Consider the following 23,335-nt stretch of genomic DNA (forward strand, 5'->3'; position numbering starts at 1 on the left):
GTCGGGGCATCTCGCCGTGCACGGCGGTCGACCAGCGGTCGCCACCGGACTCGGCTGCGCATCACAGGAGGGCAAGCGACATGAGGATCAACGTATTCGTGGCACTGCTGGCCGGCGGCCTTGCCGGCTGCATGGTCGGGCCCGACTACGTGCGCCCGACGGTGGAGTCGCCCACCGCATGGCGCATCGAGTATCCGATGGCGGCCGACGTCGCCAACACCAGATGGTGGGAGCAGTTCGGCGACCCGGCGCTGAACGATCTGGTCGACGGCGCGCTGCGCGAGAACCTCGACGTGCGCATCGCAGCGGCGCGAGTCGATCAGTTCATCGGCGCGCTGACCGCCACCCGCTCGCAGTTGTACCCGCAGGTCGGCTATGGCGCCGAAGCCAGCCGGACGCGCGCCAGTCGGGTTGGCCAACCGCCACTGCCGCCCGGCGCCGACCCGTATTTTTCGCTCTACCAGGCATCGTTCGGAGCCTCCTGGCAGGTCGACCTGTTCGGGCGCGTGCGCCGCCTCAGCGAGGCCGCGCAGGCGCAGGTCTATGCCAGCGAACAGGCGCAGCGCGGCGTCGTGCTGTCACTGGTGAGCGGCGTCGCCACCAGCTACATCGCGCTGCGCGCACTCGACCGCCAGCTGGAAATCGCGCAGGCAACGGCGAGGAACTTCGGTGCCACCGCCCGGCTGTTCGAGCTGCGCTTCAAGGCCGGCATCGTCGCCAGGACGGACGTGATGCAGATCGATTCGCAGTACCAGCAGGCGCTGGCCGCGATTCCGGCGTTCGAGCAGGCGATCGCGGCACAGGAGAACCTCATCTCGACGCTGCTCGGCCGCAACCCGGGACCGATTGCGCGCGGCAAGGCCATCGACCAGCTCGTCGCGCCGCTGATCCCGGCCGATCTGCCGTCGACACTGCTGCAGCGCCGGCCAGACATCCTGCAGGCCGAGCAGAACCTGGTGGCGGCGAATGCCAACATCGGCGCCACGCGTGCGCTGTACTACCCGAGCGTCTCGATCACCGGGCTGCTCGGCAGCGTCAGCACCGCGTTCAGCAGTCTCTTTACCGGCCCGGCAAGCGCCGGCCTGATTGCTGCCGGCGTCAGCGGGCCGATCTTCACCGCCGGCGGCATCTCCGGCCAGGTCGGTTCGGCCGAGGCACAGTACCAGCAGGCGCTGCTCGCCTATCGACAGACCGTCCTCGGAGCGTTTCGCGAGACCAACGATGCGCTGACCGGGTCGCAGAAGAAGATCGAGGAAGTCGCGATGCAGAACAAGCGGGTAAACGCCTTGCGCGAGTTCGCCCGCCTGTCGAAGCTGCGCTTCGACAAGGGCGTGGCGGCTTATCTCGATGTGCTGGTCGCGGAGAACGAGCTCTTCGCAGCCGAGCTGGCAGGGGTGCGCTTGCTTGCCGATCGCTATGCGCAACTGGTCAATGTGTATCAGGCGATGGGCGGCGGCTGGGTGGACCTCGCGGCCGCGATGGCGCCGACGGCGCAGAGCCTGACGAGCGCGCGCACACAGTAGCGTCCCAGCACCGTCCGCATGTCTGCCCCGCGGCCAGCGCACAGGCCGAGGCAAACCGCAAACCAACACGTATTCAAAGGAATAGCATTGAGCCACAATCTGCGTAGCGCGCCGCGGCGCACCCTCCCCATCGTGACGGCTTCCGCAATGCTCAGCCTGACTGCGGCTCTCGCGCCGACGATCGCCCGGGCCGACATCAACCTTGTTCCGCCGGGCCGCACCATCGATCCCGCCGTGCCGTTCCGGCTCTCGCTGATGGTGACCGGCGAGGCCGAATCGCGTTCCTATGCCCTGCCCGAGGTGCTGCGCGTCAACCTGACGCCTGATCTTGGCGCCGTGGCCCGTGTGGAATTGCGCCGCGAGACGCCGGTGCCCGACCAGATCAATCTGCGCCAGGGCGAATTCAGGCGCATCGACTACGTCGGCGAGGTGCCACCGAATCTGCGCGGCCGGGTTCGCGTGGACGCTGTCGACATGGACGCTCCGGCAATGCTGGTGCAGCTCTCGACGCCGCGGGAAGCCGCAGTGGCCGAACCGATGCTGCCGCCAGCCGGCAGCGGTGAACGCCCGGCACAGGCCGACGCGGCAGCGACGCCCGACCGCGCACCGGCCACGGTCCTGACCGTGCGCTCCGACAACGACCCCAACCGGCAGGATGAAGGCCGCCTGAGCTTTTACGAGCCCATGTTCTTCGTTGCCGGCGCCGGCGTCGATGCCAACGCGCAGATTCAGTTGAGCTTCAAGCTACGCCTCTACGAACCCGCCGACAAGAACTCGCGCCGCTTCCTCGACAACCTGTACTTCGCCTACACACAGGCGGCGTTCTGGGATCTGACTGCGGATTCGAAGCCCTTCCTCGACACCAACTACATGCCCAGCTTCTTCTACTACGTCCCGAACACCGACTGGCGCGTCGGCGGCAACGCGGTCGGCATCGCCGCAGGTTACGAGCACGAATCCAACGGCAAGGACGGTAGTGAGTCACGCAGCATCGACACCCTGTTCGTGCGACCGTACTTCACTTTCGGCGACACGAGCGATTTCTACTGGACGTTCTCGCCCAAGCTCTATGCCTACATCGAAAAGAGCGAGAACCCGGATATCCAGAAGTATCGGGGCTACGGCGACTTCCGCTTCACCTACGGCAAGAACGACGATTGGCAGACGGCGTGGGTCCTGCGCAAGGGAACGAAGTCGAGTGCGTTCAGCTCCGACCTGCAATTCACCTATCCGCTCAACAAGTTCTTGCCCGGCCTGTCCGGTTACCTGATGGCGCAGTATTTCACCGGCTACGGCGAGAGCCTGCTCAACTACAACCAGCGCGAGCCGTGGAGCGTGCGCGTCGGCTACGCCATATCGCGCTGACCAAGCAGGCCGCAGAGGCTGGACGAAACCGCCGCAACGCCCAAGCGTTGCGGCGCTTCTCGTCGAGCACCGCCGGCAGAGGCCGCCGGATCAGCGTTTGGCCATGGCCGCATCGCGCTTGGCCTTGGCGGCAGCCATGGCTTCATTGCGGGCTTCGATGATGGGCTTCATCTTGGCGTCGAAGTCGGGCTTGGTCGCCTCCGTGGCCTGCCGCCTGGCAACGCGCCCGGCGACCACCGGGTCCTTGCCGCTCGCCTTGGCATCGGCCACGGCCTTGTCTACGGCAGCCTGAACGGTCGCGGCACGTTCCGCACGGATGGGTTTGGCGGCTGCATTGAACGCATTCCGTGCCGCACGCTGCTCGTTGCGCATCACTACGATCGGGTCGCTGCTACCGGCCTTGGCACCGGTTGCGGCTGCGGCAGCGGGTGGCGTCTGGGCATGAACGAGCCCACCGATCAGGGCAAGCGACAAGGCTGAGGCGACGATCAGATTCTTCATGACAGCTCCTTCGATGACGGTAAGGGTAGCGGAACGGGAAATCCGACGCGCCCGGCAGCAACCGATGGGATCGCCGCTTGGAGTGTCGCCGGACCAGTCTATTCGGGACGACGATCTCGCGTCAAGGACGTGCCAGCCCGGATGCTCGGCCCCGGTTGTCGCCAGCCCCCCTCGGCGGTGCCGGAACCTCGGCGCATGTACCGGCGAGAGGCTGTAGTAGACTACGCAGCGAATGATCCGGCACGGGGAACCGACGACGCCGTTTCCTTCTCCCACTCCGACCTGAAATCGAGGACTCCATGATCAAGACTCTTCTCGCGGCACTCATCGTCAGCACGGCGCTGATCGGCAGCAGCGCCACGGCGCAGACCGGCTCCGCAACGCTGGCCCGGATCAAGTCGGCCAAGCTCATCAACGTCGCCTATTCCCCCGATTCGCTGCCATTCTCGTTCGTCGGCGCCGACAAGGAACCAGCCGGGTATTCGATCGATCTGTGCAGGCGCGTCATTGCGCAGATTGCGCGTGCGGTTGGCGACGCGAACCTGAAGGTGCACTGGATCGCCGGTTCCGTCAGCGAACGGCTGCAGATGGTCGCCAGCGGGCGCGCCGATCTGGAGTGCGCCAACACGACGCAGACGCAGTCGCGCCTGGCAAAGGTCGACTTCTCCAATCTCATCTTCATCGATGGCGGCGGGTTTCTCGTCAAGGACGGATCACCGATCAACCAGTTCACCGACCTGGCAGGGAAGCGGATCGCGGTGCTCAAGGGAACGACCACCGAGAGCCGGCTCAACGACATGCTGCGCCTGTTGCAGATCAGCGCCACGGTGGTGACCGTCGCGGATGCCACGAGCGGCTTGGCGATGCTTGAGGCGGGCGACGTGGAGGCCTACGCCGGCGACAAGATCAAGCTCGTCGGCTTGGCGGTGCAGGCCAAGGAACCCGCCAAGCTGGCGTTGCTGGCGGAAGACCTTTCAATGGAACCCTACGCGATGGCCCTGCCACGCAATGACTCGGCTTTCCGTCTCGAGGTCAACAAGGCACTGACGCAGGTCTACATGGGCGGCGACATCGAACAGATCTTTGCCCGGTGGTTGGGCAAGCTGGGGCGGCCGACCGGCTTGCTGGCGGCGATGTTCCTGCTGAATTCGATTCCCAACTGAAGAGTCCATCCATCCGCACTGGAGAGAATGAAAATGACCCAGCTTTCGCCATGGCAGCGTTTTGCCGCCGTATTGAGTACCGCCTTCGCGCTGCTGCTGACCGGCTGCGAAACCACGCCGGCGTTCCAGGTCTCCGGGCCCGCGTGGCGTGACGGTACGGTCGAATCGATCGTTCAGGACACGGTGCAGAGCGGCAACGCCGCCGCCGGTGCCCTTGGCGGTGCGCTGGTTGGCGGCATCCTCGGCAACCAGGTCGGCGGTGGCAGCGGCCGGACCGCGGCGACCATCATCGGTGCGGGTGGTGGCGCCTTCATCGGCAACCAGGCCGCGCAGCGCCAGACGCTCGTCTGGCGCATCGGTGTGCGCTACGACGACGGCTCGCTGGCCACGATCCAGCAGACGACCGCGCCAGCCCTGCGCATCGGCGACCGTGTGCGCGTCACGGCGAACGGTATCGAACTGCTCAGGCAGGGTCCCAACTGAGGCATTCCTTCGCGCTGCACGACACGACAGGCATGAGCGCGTTCCGCAGCGAGCGCCGGCGCTTTCTGCTCGGCGGCGCCGGCGCCGCCTGCGGGCTGCTCGCGGGCTGTGATCTGTCGTTGCGCGACGGCGTGTTCAATGCCTGCCTGGCCGAACTGCCGGCCGACCTGCGTGAGCATCCGCTGCTCAGGGCCGCGTGGCACGGGCTCGACGCCGGCAAGGTCTGCGACACCCATTGCCATGTCTTCGGCAATGGCGATTCCGGCAGCGGCCTCTGGTTCAATCCGCGCATGGAGCAGATCTGGAATCCGCGCGGCTACGTGCAGCGCGAGTTCTATCTCAATGCCTCTTGCGTGGACGAGCGGCCGGGCAAGGTCGACACAAGTTTCGTCGAGCGCCTGCTGGCGCAGTGCCGGAGCATGGCCCCCGGTTTTCATGCTCTGCTCTTCGCTTTCGACTGGGCGCGCGACGAGACGGGCGCGCCGATGGTCGATCGCTCGACCTTTCATGTCCCGGACGACTATGTGGCCGGTCTGGCCTTCAGCCATCCCGAGCATTTCCTTTGGGCGGCATCGATTCATCCGTACGACCCGCGCGCCCTCGACCGGCTCGACACGGCGGCGGCGCGCGGCGCGCGGGCCATCAAGTGGCTCCCCTCGGCACAGAACATCGACCCGGCTGACGCACGTTGCGACCACTTCTACGCCAGGCTCGCCGCCTTGCGCATGCCGCTCATCACGCATGCCGGCGACGAGCGCGCGGTACATGGCTTCGGCGAGCATCTCGGCAACCCGCTGCGCCTGCGGCGACCGCTCGACGCAGGCGTGCAGGTGGTGGTCGCGCACTGTGCGTCGCTCGGCAGCGGCCACATCGACGATCTGCGCTCGGCCAAACTCAGCAACTTCGAACTGTTCGCGCAACTGATGGACGATGCGCGCTACCGCAGCAACCTGTTCGGCGATATCTCGGCGATCACGCAGGGCAACCGGATGAGCGTCGTCGCCTCGTTGCTCGAGCATCGCGACTGGCACGAGCGCCTGTTGAACGGATCGGACTATCCCCTGCCCGGGGTCGTGCCGCTGATTTCGCTGCGGGCGCTGGTCGATTGGCAGTTGCTCGATGCGGCTGCCGTCGATACCCTGCGCCGGCTGCGCGACATCAATGTCCTGCTCTACGATTTCGTGCTCAAACGCAACCTGAAGAAGCATGGCCAGGGCTTCGCGAAGGCGGTGTTCGAGACCGCACCGTTCTTCAGCCGGCCGGCCTGACTGGAGAAGCCCCCGACCCCCGATCAACCACCGTTGCAACCGCTTTCTGCAGTCCCCGCAGGCCGCCGCCGTCGGGGCAGGCGGAAGCCTCAGCAAGCCTGATCCGCTGCCGCAAGCGGTGCGGGAACCCCGATGACACAGTGGATGCCGTTGACACCCTTTTCACCGCTCGCCCGGCTGCTGCGCTGCGCGCCGCTGGCAGTGGCGCTGGCGCTCGTCGGCTGCGGCTCGCTGCCGCGCAACGGCGTGCCCACCGAGTTGATGTCCAGCGCCGCGATCCCGGGCATGCCGGACGTGCGCGCAGCCGCCGGACTGCGCAGCCCGGTGATGGAAAGCGACATGGTGAAATCCTTTGCCCAGGAATCGGCCAGCGACTTCCCAGCGATGGCCGACGGCAACGTGCTCCATCCGCACCTTGCGCTGTCGGGCGGCGGCGCCAATGGCGCGTTCGGAGCCGGCTTTCTGAATGGCTGGTCGAGCACCGGCAAGCGCCCGACCTTCAAGGTGGTCACCGGCGTGTCGACCGGCGCGCTGATGGCGCCGTTCGCCTTTCTCGGGCAATCCCGCGACGCGGCGCTGCGCGAGTTCTATACCACGACGCGCTCGCGGGACATCTTCGCACTCGGAGCGTTCCTGTCGACGGCCAAGCAACTGCTGTTCGGCGAGAGCATCGCCGACACGAGCCCGCTCGTCGCACTGATCGAGCGGCACGTCGACGACGCCCTGCTGCGCGAAATCGCGCTCGCCCACAAAGGCGGCCGGCGCCTGTACATCGGCAGCGTGGATCTCGATTCGCAGCGCTTCATCATCTGGAACATGGGGCTGATCGCCAGCAGCGGCCATCCCGATGCGCTGCCACTCTTCCGCAGGGTCATGCTGGCTTCGGCGGCCATTCCGATCGCCTTCTCGCCGGTACTCTTCGAGGTGGAAGCCGGCGGACGACGCCATGACGAAATGCATGTCGACGGTGGCGTCGCGGCGCAGGTATTCACCATCGGCGGGCTGCTCAGCGCGCGCGAACTGCGTCGGCAGGCCGGCTACGCTGCGCTGCGCGAGGACATCTATGTCATCCACAACGGCCAGTTGGCCGCCGACGTCGGAACCACGCGCCGCTCGGTTCCGGACATCGCGCGACGCACATTGCAGGCCGCCGGCAAGTCAGCCGTCGTCGGCGACCTCTTCCGCATCTACGCGCTGGCGCTGCGCGAACACTCGGGATATCACTGGATCACCATTCCCGAAGGCATCAACCTCGCCGGCAACGAAACCTTCGATCCAGTGGTGATGCAGCAACTCTACGACGTCGGTTACGCGATCGCACGTGCCGGACCACCCTGGAACATCCTGCCGCCCGGGGTGGACGGCGAAGGCGGAGGGATACCGGATGGGGCGAATTAGCCTGACCTGATGTCGTTTCGTGTGGAAGCGCCCGCAGCCACTTGCCGACCCGACAGGCAGACCAACCGGAAGCAGCGGGTGTTGTGCGCCTTGCGGACGCTGTCAGGTCAGGAGCCGGGATCATTCTCGCGCTGCGGCCTCCTGCAGACGTCGGCGCCGTCGCGCGGCAGCGGGCCCAGGGTGAACCACTCGATCGGCAGGAGGATCGGTGACGCAATCAGACGCAGAACCGATTCAAGAAGGTCGCGCGGCTCGATGTGAAATCGGAAGTCGGTGAGTGTTCCGCTGACGCGCAACGGGGTTTGCAGGCGAAATACAGCGAAGCCCTTCCCTCGCGGGCGAAATACGAATGCCAGTCGTTCACTCGCCAGATCGGCGCTGCCCACGCCGCGAACGCGCACGCGGGTGGTATCGATGACGATCTCCTCGTCGCTCAACTTGCCATCCTGGAGATCGAAAGTGCCAACGACACAGTTCAGAACGGCGCTCCCGCCCGGATCGACCATCGGCACCAGCGCAAGCAGGAGATTCACCGACCAAAGACTCAAGGCGCCGCTACGCAATTCAGTCGGCCAAACGGCGAAGTCCACTTTGCCGTCGGCGTGGCGCATGATCGCATTCAGCGACGGTGCTTTGCCCGCGACCGCCAGATCCAGGCTGAACAGTCCTCTGACGTTCTCCGCCTGGCCCAGGCGGCGGGCGATGATTCCATAGTCGAAGCGCTCGACGTAAGCGCCAGCGGCGAGCTCGACCTCGGCGAGGCTCGGGTCATACTCGGCGGCGAGCCGCAGGGTTCCCCCAGGAATATTGACCATGGCTGGACCAAGGAAGAAGCGCCCGTCAACGACCTGAACGCGCAAGGACCCGTCGGCCAGGCGGTCGCTTCCGGAAAGCACCTCCTGGACTTCGACCGCGAGGTAGGAATCGAAGCGGCGCAAGAACCCGGCACCGAGCAGGCGCTCGCTGCGCACGACGACCTTGCCTGCCGACCGGCGCAGGCTTTCGGCAGTACTGACCGGTGGCGAGGGATCGGCAAGGCGCTCCGGCAGCGGGAAATCGTCGAGCTGGATGCTGGGGGCGCTCAGCCGCAGGTCGAGCCGTGGCCGTTGTCGGCTCACGTCCAGTGTGCCGCTGCCCTCGAGCCGGCTCTCGCCGACGCGCAGCTGCAGCCCCCGTACTTCGTAGCCGCTGGCCGTCACGAGCAGCGGGCCGCGCAGCGACCAGGGGCCCCACGCCGGGAGTTCGACGCGCGCCAGCCCGCTGAGCGTATCAAGCCGTTCGCCGCCCATCTCGAGGGTGAGCTGAGCGGCGCGCCCGAGCGGCAGCGCCACCTCGCCGTCGAGTGTCAGCTTCGCTCCAGCCGCCTGCGCCGCCAGTGCGAAGGGCAGATGCGCCGTATCGCGCAACAGGTCCGCGAGCGTCCCGGTGCTGAATGTGAGATCGAACGCGGTCTGCTCGAACGTTCCGTCGAGACGAAGCCTGATCGGTTCGCCCGGTCGGACTGCGATCGCTGCCTCGCCGAGGTGGAACTCGGCGAGCGGGCGCTGCAGGGCGCCGAGGACAGTGATGTCGCCGCCGACCACACGCGCCTCGAAGGCCGACAGGTTGGCGAGCTCGCGCAGGGTGTTGCCATGCCCGCGCATGCTGATCTGCAACCTTTCCGCACGGCCGGCGATATCCTCGGCGGCGCCCAGGTCACGCAGCAGGAGGCCGAGGTCGACTTCGCCGGTGGCGAGATCGAGCCGGACTGCAGGCCGCCCGCCGCGCCGGTCGAGTGCGACGAGCCCGCTGAACGGTGCGCCGGCGAGCTTGCCGGAGAAGCTCGAGGGCAGCAGGTCGCCGGCGCGGACGCGGCCGGCGAAGCGGACGCCCAGCAGATCGGTGCGGCCGAGAATGACGCGCTGCAGCGCCAGGTCGACGTCGATGTCCGGCAGATCGAGGGCGTCGGGAAAAAGCGGCGCGTCGTCGCTGCGCGCGGTGCGGCCGCGCAGCGTCGCGAGCTCCGGAACATCAATCAGCCGACTGCGCACCGCGGCGACGACCGGCTGATCGTCGCCGCGGCTACTCCGGGCGTCAACCGTCAGCTCGCTGCGTCCGAGCCGGAGCGTCGTCTGCTCGACGGACCACGCGTCACTGGCGATCCGCATGCGGCCGCGCAGGGCCAGGGGCAATCCTGATTCCGGCGCGACACCCAGCCAGCGCGCCAGATCACCCGTACGACGGGCCTGCAGGGCGAAGTCAAGGGCCATTTCGCGCTTCGCCGCGGGATGTGCGAGCATGCCCTCGATGCGCAGCCTCGCCGGCGCGGCGGCGATCTCGAGTTCGACCGGCATGGCCAGCTCGCGCAGCATCTCGGGCAGCGTGCCGCCGCGCAGCGAGAGTTTCAGCGGCTCGGCCAGCAGCGTCCCGCGCCCACTGCCACGCAATCGTTGCCCACGCGGCAGGGCAAGTTCCAGTGTCGCGAGCGTGCTGGCGAGCGGCCGACCGTCGTCCCGCTTGCCACTGCTCAAGCGGGCGTCCCTCGCCGCCAGCGACAGCTCCAGGTCACTCAACAGTGCGCCGGTCGTCTCGCCACGGCCGCCAAGGCGCAGTTCGATCTGCCCGAGCCTGCCTGCGCCGTCGGCAGCACCCGTCAGCTGCCGCACGAGATCGTCGAGCACGACGTCCTGCGCTGCAAAGCGCAGCGCCAGTGTCGGCTTCGCTGCCGCCGTATCGAGGTCGAAGCGACCGGAGAACGGGATGCCGGCCAGCGTCGCGCTGATCGGCATCCGCACGCCGCTGGCATCGGCATGCAGATCGAACTTCGCGTCCTCGACATCGACCGGCAGGCCGTGCCACTCGCCGATGTGCAAGTCGAGGTCGATGTCGACGGGCACGAGATCGCGCAGGAGCAGCATCTGCCCTTGCTGCGTGACGGCATCGGGGGCATCGTCCGGTGCATCCGGACGGCTGGCGGAGAACGGGCGCAGGTCGAGGGCGGCAACGCTCAGCGCGCCGCTGAGTCGCGCGCGGGCGCCGCCGAAGACGAGCCTGAGTTGTCCGGCAAGTTCGTTCGTCGCGGCGACGGCGCGCGACTCATCGCCTGCAGCAGCGGGGGCAAGCGCTGCGACATCAGGGCCGAAGGCGAAGCGCGCCTCGCCCTTGCCCGCGTCGACCGCACCGCTGGCATGCAGCCGCGCGCCGGGGGATTCGATGTCAAGGATGAAGGGCCACGGCTCCGCCGCTTCCCGGATCAGGCGCAACGGCCCGCCCTCGGCCGTGAGAGCGAACGGAAGCTGCGTGCCGATGCGGCCACGCATCGTCAGGCGCAATGTTTCCTTCGACCCGCCACTCGCCAGCAGCTCGTCCAGATCGAGGGCGTGGTGTGTCGCCGAGCGTGCATCGCGGTAGTCGACGGCAAGCCCGTGCAGGGCAATCTGGCCGACCTCGATCCGCCCCGGTGAGGAAGCCGGCGCGTCCGGTCGTTCCAGGTCCCAGTTGCTGCGCCCGTCGCTTGCCCGTTCGAGCCACAGGCGAACGGTGCTGGCCTCGAGGCTGCGCAGGTGCAGCTCACCAAACAGCGCGGCGAACAGATCGATGCGGACGCGCGCATCGGCCAGCGCGAGAAACTCCTGCGCCGTGAAACCGGGCGGGTTGTGGATGCGCAGCGCGCCGGCGTGCAGTTCCACCGTACGGCCCAGCGAAAGCTCGAACGGCCCGGCCAGGAAGACCGGGCGTCCGAGGGCGATGGAAATCCGCTCTGCTGACCAGTCCCGCCAGCGCGAAGCGTCGATCGTCGCTCCGGTGACCAGCAACGCGACGATGGCAAAGAACGCCGCGGCGAACGGGAGACCGACGAGGCCCGTGAGCGCGAAGAGAAACCAGCGCCAGCGGCTCATCGAAGCCGGCGCACCGCATGCCGACGCAGGACGCGCCCGGGAAAGAGAAGGATTTTCAACCCGGCAACCCAAGACAACCCAAAGTGAGCCGAAGTATCGTTGCCTTGCATGCCACGGTCAATGCCTGGATTCCGCTCGGGAGAACGTGAAGGGCCGCGCATCCTGCTCCTGCCGCCACCGGCCGCGAGGTGCTCCTGGCTGCTCGTCGGGTCGCACGACCGGCTGCTCCGCCAGGCAAGCGGGCAACGAAGGGGACTGGATCCGGCGCCAGTCCCCTTCGTTCGGCGATCCGGCCTAGCCCAGTTCGACGGGGATGAAGATCCGGGCGTTGCCGCGGTCGACCAGGACAGCGATGCGCTTGCCGGCCTTGTTGATCAGCTCGCGCAACTGTTCCGTACTGGAGATCGCCTCGCCGTTGACCGCGACGACGATGTCACCCGGCTTGATGCCTGCCCTGGCCGCTGCGCCGGTGACGTTCTGCACGACGACGCCGTTGCCGACATCGGAGCGCCGCTGCTCTTCCGGGGTGAGCGGGCGTACCGCCACGCCGAGGCGACCCTTGCCGGCTTCGGGGGTGTCGTTGCTCGCCACCTGCTCATCGGCGAACTTGCCGACCTCGACATCGAACGGACGCGTTTCGCCCTTGCGCCAGACCTGCAGCTTCGCCTGCTCGCCCGGCTTCATCGACGAGACGATCGCCGGCAGCTCATTCGAGGAAGCAATCTCCTTGCCGTTGATCGACAGGATGACGTCACCCGGCTCGAGACCGGCCTTCGCCGCAGGACTGCCCTTTTCCACCGACCCGACCAGGGCTCCGGCGGGCTTCTTGAGGCCGAAGGAGTCGGCGAGCGACTGATTGACCTCCTGGATCGCAACGCCAAGCCGGCCGCGCTGTACCTTGCCATGGGTGACGATCTGTCTTTCGACGTTCATCGCAACCTCGATCGGGATCGCGAACGAGAGTCCCTGATAGCCGCCACTGCGCGAGTAGATCTGCGAGTTGATGCCGATCACCTCGCCCGCCATGTTGAACAGCGGCCCGCCCGAGTTGCCGGGATTCACCGCGACGTCGGTCTGGATGAACGGCACGTAGCTGCCGTCGGGCAGGGAGCGCGAGAAGGCCGAGACGATGCCGGCACTGGCGCTGCTCTCGAAGCCGAAGGGCGAACCGATGGCGAGGACCCATTCACCGACGCGGGTGTTGCTGGCCGAGCCGATGCGGACTGCCGGCAGATCGCTGGCGTCGATCTTGAGAACGGCGACGTCGCTGGCGGTATCGAGGCCAAGTACCTTGGCCTTGAATTCGCGCTTGTCGGTCAGCTTGACGATGACCTCCTCGGCGCCATCGACGACGTGGGCATTGGTGAGAATCGTGCCATCCGGACTGACGATGAAGCCTGAACCGAGGCCGCGAGCGGGTGCATCGCCCCGGTTGTGCGGGGCGCCGTAGCGGCGGAGGAAGTCCGGGATCGAGTCGTCCTCGTCAAATTGCGGCGATCCGGGTCCGCGCGCGCCTGCCTTGCGCGTACCGGATACGCTGATATTGACCACGGACGCACTGTTGCGCGCAACGATGCCACTCATGTCGGGCAATGCGGCGCCGGCAACCGCGACCGGCTGGTTGATCGCTGCGGGAAGCGTGACCTGCGCCGCGGGGGCCGGCGATGCGGGGGCGTTGGCATGGCCGATCGTGTAGGCGCCGGTCAGTGCCGCGACGACCGCGGCTGCGCCCGCGGTCAGCTTGAGCTTGTTTGGGTTCATGGCGTTCTCCTGGGTGAGTTCCGGGCAGGCACGATGCCCGCCGACGGGAGAAGCATGCCTGGGCAAGACTTAAGGCCGACTTAAGGGCAACTGCCGCCGACCGGAGCAGCTGCCTGCACCAGTCCGGCGCGATCGCCACCACGAGCCTCGCGCCGCAGCCGTTGCCGCTCGGCACACGGCCGGCGATGCCCGTCGCACTGCCGTGCCGGTGAACACGCCCTGCCGACGAAGAGGGCGTCTGACGCGACCAAATGTGAATTGGTCCGCCGCCGGCGCTTGCCCTGTTGGCTATAATGGCATGCAAAACTTTCGCGATGCCATGGGCAATCCGGCGTCGTGGTCGGAGCGTACTCATCCTTCCCGCCAACCTGTCCATTCGAGGAGTCCACAATGCCCACCAGCTCAGGTGTCAGGTCGTACAGCCTGGTCACTGCTCCCGCTTACGGCGTCACCGGGACCGGTCTCGACCAGATCGTCGAGTACATCCATCGCGACCCAGGTCTTGCCGGGGCGATCGACGGGAAGGACATCCGGGCCGGTGCCCAGGCCGCCAGCGGCTTGAACCAGTTGATCGTGCAGGCAGCCAAGGCGACGGGTGCGGCTGCCGACAAGCTGTTCACGGTTGCCGAAGTCATCGCGATGAATGCCTATCTCCGCAGCAACTTCCAGACGGAATGGACACTGCTGCATGGTGATGACGAGGCGGGTTCGGAGACCGGTTTTCACCGGGTACAGGACGATGGTGGAAGCACCAGGTATCGTGGCGACAAGCTGATCGACACGGTGGCCGACGGCATCTACCACCTGGGGTTCGAAATTCGCGACGCTCGTTTCCTCAACGAGGACGGCGATCCCAATGCATCGGTCGGGCGGGTGGCCGAATGGCTGACGCAGTTCTATACGGACCATTCGACGAGCGGTACCGGGCTGGACCGGATCGCCGACCTGGTCATGGCGGATGCCGGACTCGATCGCCGCATCGGTGACGCGCAGATCGCTGCCGGTGCCGATGCGGCCAATGGCCTCAACCTGATGCTGCGTGACGCCCTGTCGGCGACCGGTGTCGCCCGCGATGACTGGATTTCCGTCCAGGATGTCGTCGCCCTGAACGGGTACCTGCGGGCGGATGCCGGGCGTCTTGCCGAATGGACGCGTCTGCACGGGGACGACGAGAGGTGCCTGGAAACCGGTTTCCACAAGGTCCAGAACGACGGCGCGACAGCGACCTTTTTCGGCGAGAACCTGGTAAACACCGTTGCCGACGGCATCTATCACCTTGGCTTCAGGATCAGGGACGGTCACCTGCTCAACGAGGACGGCGATCGAAACGCTTCATTGTCGGACGTCGCCGACTGGCTCAACTATTTCCTCACGGATGCATCCAGGACCGGCACCGGCCTCGACCGCATCGTCGATATCATCAAGAGCGATCACGGCCTGGCGCGCCAAACCGACGCAGGTGACATCAACCAGGGGGCAAAGGCCGCCGACGCGCTGAACCAGATCATCGTCGACCTGATTGGCCGAACCGGGGCCCACGCCGACGGCTGGATCACGGTAGAGGAACTGACCGAGATCAACCGCCTGATCCGTGGCAATGCGACCCTGCTCAAGCGCTGGACCGATCTGCACGGCGATGACGAAGGCGACCAGGTGAGTGGCTATCACTTTGTCCAGGGCAACGGCGCCACGACCAGGTTCTTCGGCCAGAACCTCGTCGATACCGTTGGCGACGGCATCTATCACCTGGGTTTCGAGATCCGCGACGGTCGCTTCTTGAACGAGGATGGGGATGCGAATGCGTCGCTGTCGGATGTCGCCACCTGGCTCAATTTCTTCTACGGACAGGCGGCGATCGTTCTCGGTGACGAGGCAGCCAACACGATCAATGGCGACGAACGCGCCGAGCAGCTCAACGCCGGCGGTGGAAACGACAGCATCTCGGCCGGCGGCGGCAACGATCTCGTCTATGGAGGCTGGGGAAGCGACAGCGTCCGGGGAGGCGAGGGCAACGACCTGATCTACGGCGGTTCGGGCAACGACAACCTGGAGGGTGGCTTTGGTGACGATACCTTCCGCGTCGCCGGCTTCTCTGGTTGTGGTTTTGAGGGTTACGACCGTTACGATGGCGGCGCCGGGAAGGACCGCATCGTCGCCTACGGCGGCAAGGTCGATATCGGTCTGGCGGCCTTCGGGCCGGCGAACGGCATCGAGATCGTCGATGCCTCGGGCACCGGCGGCGCGGTGCGGCTGCTTGGCGACTGGAACGACAACCTGCTCGACTTCAGCGCCACGTCCTTCATCGGCAAGCTGGGCATCGATGGCGGTGGCGGCCGGGACACGATCATCGGCAGTGCCGGCGACGACAGCATCGAAGGTGGCGGTTGGGGCGACCAGACGCTGTCGGGTGGCGAAGGCAACGACGTGCTGCACGGCGGGACGGGCACCGACAGGCTCGCGGGCGGTGGTGGCGGCGATACCTTCCGGGTCACCGGCAACGTCGGCAGCGCTTTCGAGGGCTACGACCGTTACGATGGCGGCGCCGGGAAGGACCGCATCGTCGCCTACGGCAGCAAGGTCGATATCGGTCTGGCGGCCTTCGGGCCGGCAAACGGCATCGAGATCGTCGATGCCTCGGGCTCCGGCGGCGCGGTGCGGCTGCTTGGCGACTGGAACGACAACCTGCTCGACTTCAGCGCCACGTCCTTCATCGGCAAGCTGGGCATCGATGGCGGTGGCGGCCGGGACACGATCATCGGCAGTGCCGGCGACGACAGCATCGAAGGTGGCAGTTGGGGCGACCAGACGCTGTCGGGTGGCGAAGGCAACGACGTGCTGCACGGCGGGACGGGCACCGACAGGCTCGCGGGCGGTGGTGGCGGCGACACCTTCCGGGTCACCGGCAACGTCGGCAGTGGTTTCGAGGGCTACGACCGTTATGATGGCGGCGCCGGGAAGGACCGCATCGTCGCCTACGGCGGCAAGGTCGATATCGGTCTGGCGGCCTTCGGGCCGGCAAACGGCATCGAGATCGTCGATGCCTCGGGCACCGGCGGCGCGGTGCGGCTGCTTGGCGACTGGAACGACAACCTGCTCGACTTCAGCGCCACGTCCTTCATCGGCAGGCTGAGCATCGATGGCGGTGGCGGCCGGGACACGATCATCGGCAGCGCCGGCGACGACAGCATCGAAGGTGGCAGTTGGGGCGACCAGACGCTGTCGGGTGGCGAAGGCAACGACGTGCTGCACGGCGGGACGGGCACCGACAGGCTCGCGGGCGGTGGTGGCGGCGACACCTTCCGGGTCACCGGCAACGTCGGCAGTGGTTTCGAGGGCTACGACCGTTACGATGGCGGCGCCGGGGAGGACCGCATCGTCGCCTACGGCGGCAAGGTCGATATCGGTCTGGCGGCCTTCGGGCCGACAAACGGCATCGAGATCGTCGATGCCTCGGGCACCGGCGGCGCGGTGCGGCTGCTTGGCGACTGGAACGACAACCTGCTCGACTTCAGCGCCACGTCCTTCATCGGCAAGCTGAGCATCGATGGCGGTGGCGGCCGGGACACGATCATCGGATCGGCTGCTGGCGATGCAATCTTCGGCGGTCATGGCGCAGATGTCCTCGCTGGTCGAGGTGGCAACGACACGATCGCCGGCGGCAGTGGGACGGATAGCTTCGTCTTCGGCAACGCGGGGGGTCGTGATGTCGTCACCGACTTCCAGGACGGGGTCGACCATCTCGACTTTCACGGCACGGGTCTTGGCGGCTTCAAGAGCCTGAAGATCGTCGCCACGGACAATGGTGCGTTGATCAGCTGGGATGCCAACGAGGTGCTGCTGGTTGGGGTCAAGGCTGCCGACCTGGGCGCCTCCGACTTCACCTTCTGATCCCACCGGCAGTCGTTCTTCCCTTCTTCGGCTTTGAGGGGCAGCGCGTTGAGTTGGCGTCGGCGGCCCTGGCCGAACTTCAGAGCCGTTCGCACAGGGTCCTTGTCTCCGCGAACGATGGCCTGACTGATCGTTACGGCAGCGGCCTGCCGCTGGCAGAAGCCTTCGACCGTCAGGAACGCGAATTGGCCTCAAGCATGCGGCAGGCCATCGCTTTGCCCTCGCCGAGCGAAAGCGTATGATGTACAGAATACTGCACGTTTTGTGCGTCTACGGAGACTGCCATGGGAATTTCCGCCGGTGACGTGATCCCGCTTTCGACCGCCCGCGCCAACTTCTCCGAACTGGCCGAAGAGGTCAAGGCCGGTGCCGAGAAGATCATCACCAAGAACGGTGAAAGCTATATCGCGCTGATCGACGCGCAGCGACTGGACTATTACCACCAACTGGAGCGTGAGCGCATTCACCTGCTGCTGATCGACGAGGCATCGAAAGGGCTCGACGATGTGGCCGCCGGCAAGGTGAAGGATGCCCGTAGCGCAATCACTGCCCTCAAACGTCGCCGCAGCACCTGACGGATCGGGTACTGCCCATGGCGAAAAAGCCTGTTATCCAGTTCACCGTCAACTTCGAGCGCAATCTTGAGGAGATCGAGCGTTTCCTCATCGCGGCCGAAGCACCCAAGGCATTCGACGAACTGCTGGATGAGCTACTGGAGACGGTGATTCCGAATCTGGAACAGTTTCCCGAAATGGGGCGGCCATTTCTGCGACAACGGGTTCGGTCGGTCGAGGTGACGAATGCCGTTGCCGCGTTAAGCGAGAAGCTGGCCGCGTTGACGCCTGAAACCGATGCGATTCGGGAGTACGTGCTCAAGCACTACCTGGTGCTCTACGCGCTGATTGGCGCAACGATCTACTTGCTGGCTATCCGGCATCAGCGGCAGCTGTCCTTCGATTTCGCAGGACATTGGGGACCGTAGGACCATGCCATCGTACCATCTGGCATAAGCATCCAGGAACATGGCTCCAAGGGGGACAGCTGAAAGCGACTGAAGCAATCCTGCGCAAATTTCTGAAGAAATCGCCTCAGTTCGTCATCCCGATTTATCGGCGCAGCAGTACGGCATCGACGATCATCCCTTCCTCGCCGCAGGTCTTGTTGCTGCTTTTCAGCGTCTATTCGACACTATCGGAGAACGCCAAGAGCCGTTCGCAATAGCGCGCGATGAGGTCGACCTCGAGATTGACCCGGCTGCCTGGAGCCAGCCGGCCGAGCGTCGTCGCCGCGAGGGTGTGGGGAATGAGGTTGATGCTGAAGCTCGCGCCATCGACGCTGTTGGTCGTCAGGCTGACGCCGTCGACGGTGACCGAGCCCTTGCGCGCGATGTACCGGGCAAGCGCCTCGGGAGCGCGGATGTCGAGCCGGCGGTTGTCGCCGACGGCATCGAAGCGCAGCACCTCGCCAACGCCGTCGACATGACCGGAGACGAGGTGACCGCCAAGTCGGTCGGCAAGCCGCAGCGCCTTCTCCAGGTTGACCGGGCCACCGGCCTGCGCCAGACCGACGGTGCAGTCCAGCGTCTCGGGCGACACGTCGACCGCGAACGATTCGCCGGCAAGCTCGACCACGGTCAGGCAGACGCCGTTGCAGGCGATCGAGTCACCGCGAGCCACATCGTCGAGCCCGAGCCCGCCGGCGTCGATGTTCAGCCGAACGGTTGCCGCACCGTCGCCGCGGGGCGTGATGGCGGTGATCCGACCGACCGCTGCGATGATTCCTGAAAACATCCGGGTGACCTCGAAGAAGGGATGAAAAAGGCCGCGGCGTAGGCGGCCGCAGACGACGGCATCAGGCCTCCGGCTGCCCGGTCACCGGCGGGCGATGCACCGTCGCGGGAGACCTGCCGACCTCGCGCGGCACCTCGTTGATCCAGGCCTCTAGCAGCGTGTAGGCGACTGCCAGGACGACCGGGCCGACGAAGAGACCGACCAGTCCGAAGGCCAGCATGCCGCCGATCACCCCGGCGAGGATCAGCAGCAGCGGCAGGTCGGCTCCCTGACGGATCAGCAGCGGACGCAGGAAGTTGTCCATGGTGCCGACGAAAACCGTCCACACCAGGAGGAAGCTTCCCCAGCCGGTCTGGTCGCCCCAGTACAGCCAGACCACGGCCGGCGCCAGGACCAGCGTCGGACCGAGCTGCGCGATGCAGAACATGAACATGACGGCGGTCAGGACCGGCGCGAACGGCACACCGGCGATGGCCAGCCCGATACCGCCGAGCAGCGACTGGACGATGGCGGTGACGCCTACGCCAAGGGCGACCGCACGTGCCGCCTGGCCGGCGAGAATGACCGCGCCCTCGCCGCGTTCGCCGGCGAGGCGATAGCCGAAGCGGCGAACACCCCTCGCCGCCTTCTCGCCGGAAGCATAGAGGACGGCGGCGAGGGCGACGGTGAGCAGGAACTGCACGAAGACCAGTCCGAAACTGCCGATCTCGCTGACGAACCAGCGCGTCAGGTTGGCCGCGTAGGGTGCGACCTTGCTTGCCAGCTCGGCGGAGCCGGTCGCGGCGACCTGCCGCCACGCGTGCTCGAGCCGCCCGCCGACCAACGGCAGTTCGCCGACCCATTCCGGTGGTGCCTGAGGCACGCGCAGTCCGCTCAGCGCCTTGCCCCATTCGGCGATCTGGTCGGCGTTGTCAACGATGGTGGCGATGGCCACCGACAGGGGCACGACCAGTCCAAGGAGCACCAGGAAGGTCATCAGGATCACCGCCGGCAGACGACGATTGCCGAAAAACCGTTGCGCCCGGAGCAGCAGCGGCCACGAGGCGACAACGACCATCGTCGCCCAGATCAACGCCGGCAGGAAGGGCTGCAGGATCCACAACGATGCCGCGATGAGTACGCAAAGGAAGAGGACCGCCAGGGTCGGCCGGGCCATTTCGAAAGGCCTGTCGGTGGGGTTCATGAATGGTTCATCCGGTTCTCGCCATCGTTGTCAGCACTTGGCGCGCCGCGCCGGCTATACCGCCGCGCCGACACAGGGCGCATGGTAGCCGATTTCACCGCTGCGATGTCTGCCCCCTGCCGCCCTTGGCTGCACACGCCACACCGGCGGGGCGCCCAGCCCGGCCGCAGGAGACGCGCGCCGGGACATCCCGGTTCAGGGGTTGACGCTGCTGACGGGTGCCGCCAGCGCCCGGCGCAGGCCGCGCATCAGGATGCCGACGACGGGAAGCTTCAGGTAGAGCTCCTCGGCCGCGTCCCAGTAGTCGCGGTGGTAGCTGACCTTGCCGGCGGCGTCGAATCTCAGGTGCGAAGCGCCGCGAATGAGCTGCGTTCTGCCGCCACCCCAGCGCGCCGCCCGGAAAGTGAAGGTCCAGATCAGCACGGCGCCGCGGTCATCGACCACCTTTTCGCTGACGACGAAGCGTGGCTCGGCGACCTGCTCGAACATGTGGGCGAAGATGCGCTGGATCGCGGCGACGCCGCGCACCTCGTTGAACGGATCCTTGAAGCAGGCATCGGCGCTGTAGAACTCAGGGAAGCGGGCGACGCTCTCCGACGACAGCCCGTGGAAGAACGCGATCAGCTCATCCAGGTTCATCTCAACTTCCGGTCAGGCGACGGACGAGGGGAAAATACAGCCCGTAGGGCAGCAGCGCGAGCAACTTCATGACGCGGGTGAAACGCCGCGGGTAGTGGATCTCGAAGCGGCCCGTGCGCAAGCCTTCGAGCGTGGCCAGTGCCGCCTGCTCGGGAGTCAGCAGGGCGGGCATGGCGAAATCGTTGCGCGCGGTGAGCTGCGTCGCAACGAAGCCGGGATTCACCAGCCAGACGCCGATCCCCTGCGGCACGAGATCGAGGTGCAGACATTCGGCGAAGTGGATCAGCGCCGCCTTGCCCGGCCCGTAGGCCAGCGCCTTGGGCAAGCCGCGGTAACCGGCGACGCTGGCGACGAAGACGATGCCGCCGCCGGCGTGCAGATCGGGCAGCACGGTCGCGGCGAGACGCATGGCGCCGTTGAAGTTGACCCTGACGATCCGCTCGGCGGCCACCAGGTCGAAGTCCGCGGCGCGCATTGGCACGTAGTCTCCAGCCAGGTAGATCACCAGGTCGACGCCGCGCCAGGCCGCCAGCAGGCTGGCACGGGCAGCCGCCAGGCTGGCGCTGTCGGTGGCGTCGCAGGGCAGCAGCAGCGCGCCGTCGATGCCGAGCGCGCGCAGCCTGTCGGCGCTGCGCGCGGAGAGGGCGACGCGCGCGCCGCGCCGCGCCAGTTCTCCCGCCAGCGCGGCGCCGATGCCGCTCGACGCGCCGACCAGCCAGGCGCGCTTGCCGGACCAGTCGGTGATCTTCGGGTTCATCGCTTGACGAAGGTCAGCGTGACTTCGCCGAGAGCGAAGCCCCACTTCCTCATGTAGGAGCGGTTCAGCATGACCTTGTCGTCCATCAGGAACATCCAGTCGTCGAAATCGACGTGGTACACCTTGCCGTCGACCGGCAGTGCCAACACGTAGCGCCAGCGCAGCGCATTGCCGGCCACCTCGCCGATCGCCTCGCCGACGACGTCATCGGCCGTGCCGCGGAAGCTCCCGTCCGCCTGCTTCGTCAGGGTCCACACGCGGCGCGAGGTGCTGCCGTCCGACCAGCTGAATTGCTCGTCGAGGACGCCGGTATCGCCAGTCCATCTGGCGTCGATGACGACGTGGAAGCGCTTCTCGACGTTGCCACTCCGCCCCTGGAAGATGCCCCAGGCGTCGAGGGTACCGTTCAGGTAGGTCTTGAGGTCGAGGACCGGCTGTTCGGCGCGGTACTGTTCGACTCCCGGCGAGGCGCAGGCGGTCAGGCCGAGGGTGAAGACCGCGGCGAGGAGGAGTTTCATGTCAGATCTCCAGGGAATGGCGCCAGCGCCAGAGCAGCACTCCGGCCAGCGCCTTGAAAGCCAACGGCAACAGGGAATAGGCGAAGCTCAGCGAGGACAGTCCGTCGCCTCCGCCCGGCACGTAGCCGAGCAGGGCGAGGAGCGGCAGCGCCAGCCCGGCGGCCAGAGCCAGGTTGAGCTTGGCGATGAAGTTCCAGACGCCGAAGCACGCCCCGGCCTGCCCCTGACGCTCACCGAGGTCGGCGGCGATGGCGGCGGGCAGGGCCAGGTCGGCACCAAGCGCCAGTCCGGAAGCGACGCAGATCGCGGCAAACGGCCACAGGTCGCCGGCGCCGAGCAGGCTGGCGCCCGCGAAGGCGACGAGCGACAGCAACATGGCCGCGAGCCAGGCATGAACGCGTCCGCAGCGTGCCGAAAGCTTGACCCAGAGCGGCAGCGAGGCGGCGCCGGCAACGAAGTACAGTGCCAGCAGCGTGCCGCTCTCCCGCTCCAGTTGCAGCACGTCGGCGACGAAGAAGAGGAACAGCGTGGCCGGCACGGCAGCGGCGATGCCGTTGGCGATGAAAACGCCGAGCAGGCGGCGAAAGGCGCGGTCATCGAGGACCAAACGCAGGCTTGGCAGCAGCGGCTGCCGCGGCGTGTGCACCGGCTGGCCCGCGCCGACCCGGCTGAAGGTGGTGACAGCGGCGATCAGCAGCAGCGGTGGCAGCACCCAAGAGAGGCGCCTGATGCCCTCGCCGAGCTCACTGGCCAGCAACGCCGGCAGGGCGGCGGCGAGGACGACGCCAGCCAGCCCGAAGCCTTCGCGGGCCGCGGTCAAGCGCGTGCGCTGGGCGGAAGTGGTGCCGACGTCCGCGCCCCAGGCCTGATAGGCGACCGATGCGGCCGAGAAGCCGAGGTAGGTCAGCGCCAGCGAGCAGGCCAGCCACGGCGCCGCGAGATCGACCGGCGGGTTGAGCAGGGCGACGAAACCAGCGGCGAAGGGCACGAGGGCCAGCGCCACCATGGTCGGGCGCGGCACGCGATCGGCCAGCCAGCCCAACCACGGGTCGATGCCGGCATCGAGCAGTCGGGTGCCGAGCAGGATGGCGCCGAGCAGCGCGAGTTCCAGCCCGGCGAAGTCGGCATAGAAGCGCGGCACATGGACGTAGATCGGCAGCGCCGCGAAGGCCAGCGGCAGACCGAGCACGCCGTAGGCGAGGGAGTGGCCGGCGGTCATC

At 66.9% G+C, this 23,335-nt stretch carries 18 protein-coding genes; 9 read left to right on the forward strand and 9 right to left on the reverse strand.

Annotated elements, in window-relative coordinates:
• Window positions 1-80 precede the first annotated feature (80 nt).
• A complete protein-coding gene (locus tag V5B60_RS04200; protein WP_332345770.1) occupies window positions 81-1,523 on the forward strand; it encodes an efflux transporter outer membrane subunit in 1,443 nt (480 codons plus the stop codon).
• 87 nt (window positions 1,524-1,610) lie between these two features.
• Window positions 1,611-2,888: a phospholipase A gene (locus V5B60_RS04205; protein ID WP_332345771.1), complete on the forward strand. Its 1,278-nt coding sequence runs from the start codon at window positions 1,611-1,613 to the stop codon at window positions 2,886-2,888.
• A 90-nt stretch (window positions 2,889-2,978) separates the two neighbouring features.
• Here V5B60_RS04205 and V5B60_RS04210 read toward each other — a convergent pair whose 3' ends face one another.
• Window positions 2,979-3,389, reverse strand: coding sequence for a hypothetical protein (locus V5B60_RS04210; RefSeq protein WP_332345772.1), 411 nt, complete (start codon window positions 3,387-3,389; stop codon window positions 2,979-2,981).
• A gap of 299 nt (window positions 3,390-3,688) precedes the next feature.
• Between V5B60_RS04210 and V5B60_RS04215 the strand changes: the two genes are divergently transcribed.
• The 4 genes from V5B60_RS04215 to V5B60_RS04230 all read left to right on the forward strand — a co-directional run bounded on the left by V5B60_RS04215 (window position 3,689) and on the right by V5B60_RS04230 (window position 7,701).
• Window positions 3,689-4,552, forward strand: coding sequence for an amino acid ABC transporter substrate-binding protein (locus V5B60_RS04215; protein ID WP_332345773.1), 864 nt, complete (start codon window positions 3,689-3,691; stop codon window positions 4,550-4,552).
• A 27-nt stretch (window positions 4,553-4,579) separates the two neighbouring features.
• On the forward strand, window positions 4,580-5,035 hold the full coding sequence (locus V5B60_RS04220; RefSeq protein ID WP_332345774.1) for a glycine zipper 2TM domain-containing protein: 456 nt from the start codon (window positions 4,580-4,582) through the stop codon (window positions 5,033-5,035).
• 32 nt (window positions 5,036-5,067) lie between these two features.
• On the forward strand, window positions 5,068-6,303 hold the full coding sequence (locus V5B60_RS04225; RefSeq protein WP_332345775.1) for an amidohydrolase family protein: 1,236 nt from the start codon (window positions 5,068-5,070) through the stop codon (window positions 6,301-6,303).
• A 132-nt stretch (window positions 6,304-6,435) separates the two neighbouring features.
• Complete coding sequence (locus tag V5B60_RS04230; protein WP_332345776.1) at window positions 6,436-7,701, forward strand: patatin-like phospholipase family protein; 1,266 nt, start codon at window positions 6,436-6,438, stop codon at window positions 7,699-7,701.
• A gap of 107 nt (window positions 7,702-7,808) precedes the next feature.
• Here the strand turns inward: V5B60_RS04230 and V5B60_RS04235 are convergent, their stop codons facing one another.
• Together V5B60_RS04235 and V5B60_RS04240 are read right to left on the reverse strand one after the other, a co-directional pair.
• The gene (locus V5B60_RS04235; protein WP_332345777.1) at window positions 7,809-11,579 is read right to left on the reverse strand and encodes an AsmA-like C-terminal region-containing protein; all 3,771 of its coding nucleotides are present in this window, start codon (window positions 11,577-11,579) and stop codon (window positions 7,809-7,811) included.
• 294 nt (window positions 11,580-11,873) lie between these two features.
• Complete coding sequence (locus V5B60_RS04240) at window positions 11,874-13,340, reverse strand: DegQ family serine endoprotease (RefSeq protein WP_332345778.1); 1,467 nt, start codon at window positions 13,338-13,340, stop codon at window positions 11,874-11,876.
• Between the two features lie 390 nt (window positions 13,341-13,730).
• Here V5B60_RS04240 and V5B60_RS04245 point away from each other — a divergent pair, with 390 nt between their 5' ends.
• The 3 genes from V5B60_RS04245 (at window position 13,731) to V5B60_RS04255 (ending at window position 18,210) form a co-directional block, all read left to right on the forward strand.
• A complete protein-coding gene (locus tag V5B60_RS04245; RefSeq protein WP_332345779.1) occupies window positions 13,731-17,228 on the forward strand; it encodes a calcium-binding protein in 3,498 nt (1,165 codons plus the stop codon).
• 284 nt (window positions 17,229-17,512) lie between these two features.
• Window positions 17,513-17,803: a type II toxin-antitoxin system Phd/YefM family antitoxin gene (locus V5B60_RS04250; RefSeq protein ID WP_332345780.1), complete on the forward strand. Its 291-nt coding sequence runs from the start codon at window positions 17,513-17,515 to the stop codon at window positions 17,801-17,803.
• Between the two features lie 17 nt (window positions 17,804-17,820).
• Window positions 17,821-18,210 carry a type II toxin-antitoxin system RelE/ParE family toxin gene (locus V5B60_RS04255; RefSeq protein ID WP_332345781.1) on the forward strand — a complete coding sequence of 130 codons (390 nt, stop codon included), beginning with the start codon at window positions 17,821-17,823 and terminating at the stop codon, window positions 18,208-18,210.
• A gap of 196 nt (window positions 18,211-18,406) precedes the next feature.
• On the opposite strand, the gene V5B60_RS04260 is transcribed toward V5B60_RS04255, so the two are convergent.
• The 6 genes from V5B60_RS04260 to V5B60_RS04285 all read right to left on the reverse strand — a co-directional run bounded on the left by V5B60_RS04260 (window position 18,407) and on the right by V5B60_RS04285 (window position 23,334).
• On the reverse strand, window positions 18,407-19,018 hold the full coding sequence (locus tag V5B60_RS04260; RefSeq protein WP_332345782.1) for a riboflavin synthase: 612 nt from the start codon (window positions 19,016-19,018) through the stop codon (window positions 18,407-18,409).
• A gap of 61 nt (window positions 19,019-19,079) precedes the next feature.
• Complete coding sequence (gene ydiK, locus V5B60_RS04265) at window positions 19,080-20,201, reverse strand: AI-2E family transporter YdiK (RefSeq protein ID WP_332345783.1); 1,122 nt, start codon at window positions 20,199-20,201, stop codon at window positions 19,080-19,082.
• Window positions 20,202-20,396: 195 nt separating this feature from the next.
• Window positions 20,397-20,840 (reverse strand): nuclear transport factor 2 family protein, encoded by a 444-nt coding sequence (locus V5B60_RS04270; RefSeq protein WP_332345784.1) that lies wholly within the window; start codon window positions 20,838-20,840, stop codon window positions 20,397-20,399.
• Window position 20,841: 1 nt separating this feature from the next.
• The gene (locus tag V5B60_RS04275) at window positions 20,842-21,597 is read right to left on the reverse strand and encodes an SDR family NAD(P)-dependent oxidoreductase (protein ID WP_332345785.1); all 756 of its coding nucleotides are present in this window, start codon (window positions 21,595-21,597) and stop codon (window positions 20,842-20,844) included.
• Window positions 21,594-22,115, reverse strand: coding sequence for a DUF3833 domain-containing protein (locus V5B60_RS04280; RefSeq protein ID WP_332345786.1), 522 nt, complete (start codon window positions 22,113-22,115; stop codon window positions 21,594-21,596). The genes V5B60_RS04275 and V5B60_RS04280 overlap by 4 nt, the downstream gene beginning before the upstream one ends.
• A 1-nt stretch (window position 22,116) precedes the next feature.
• Window positions 22,117-23,334 (reverse strand): MFS transporter, encoded by a 1,218-nt coding sequence (locus tag V5B60_RS04285; protein ID WP_332345787.1) that lies wholly within the window; start codon window positions 23,332-23,334, stop codon window positions 22,117-22,119.
• Window position 23,335: the final 1 nt, after the last annotated feature.

Origin of the sequence: Accumulibacter sp. (genome assembly GCF_036625195.1) — a bacterium.
Taxonomy (GTDB): domain Bacteria; phylum Pseudomonadota; class Gammaproteobacteria; order Burkholderiales; family Rhodocyclaceae; genus Accumulibacter.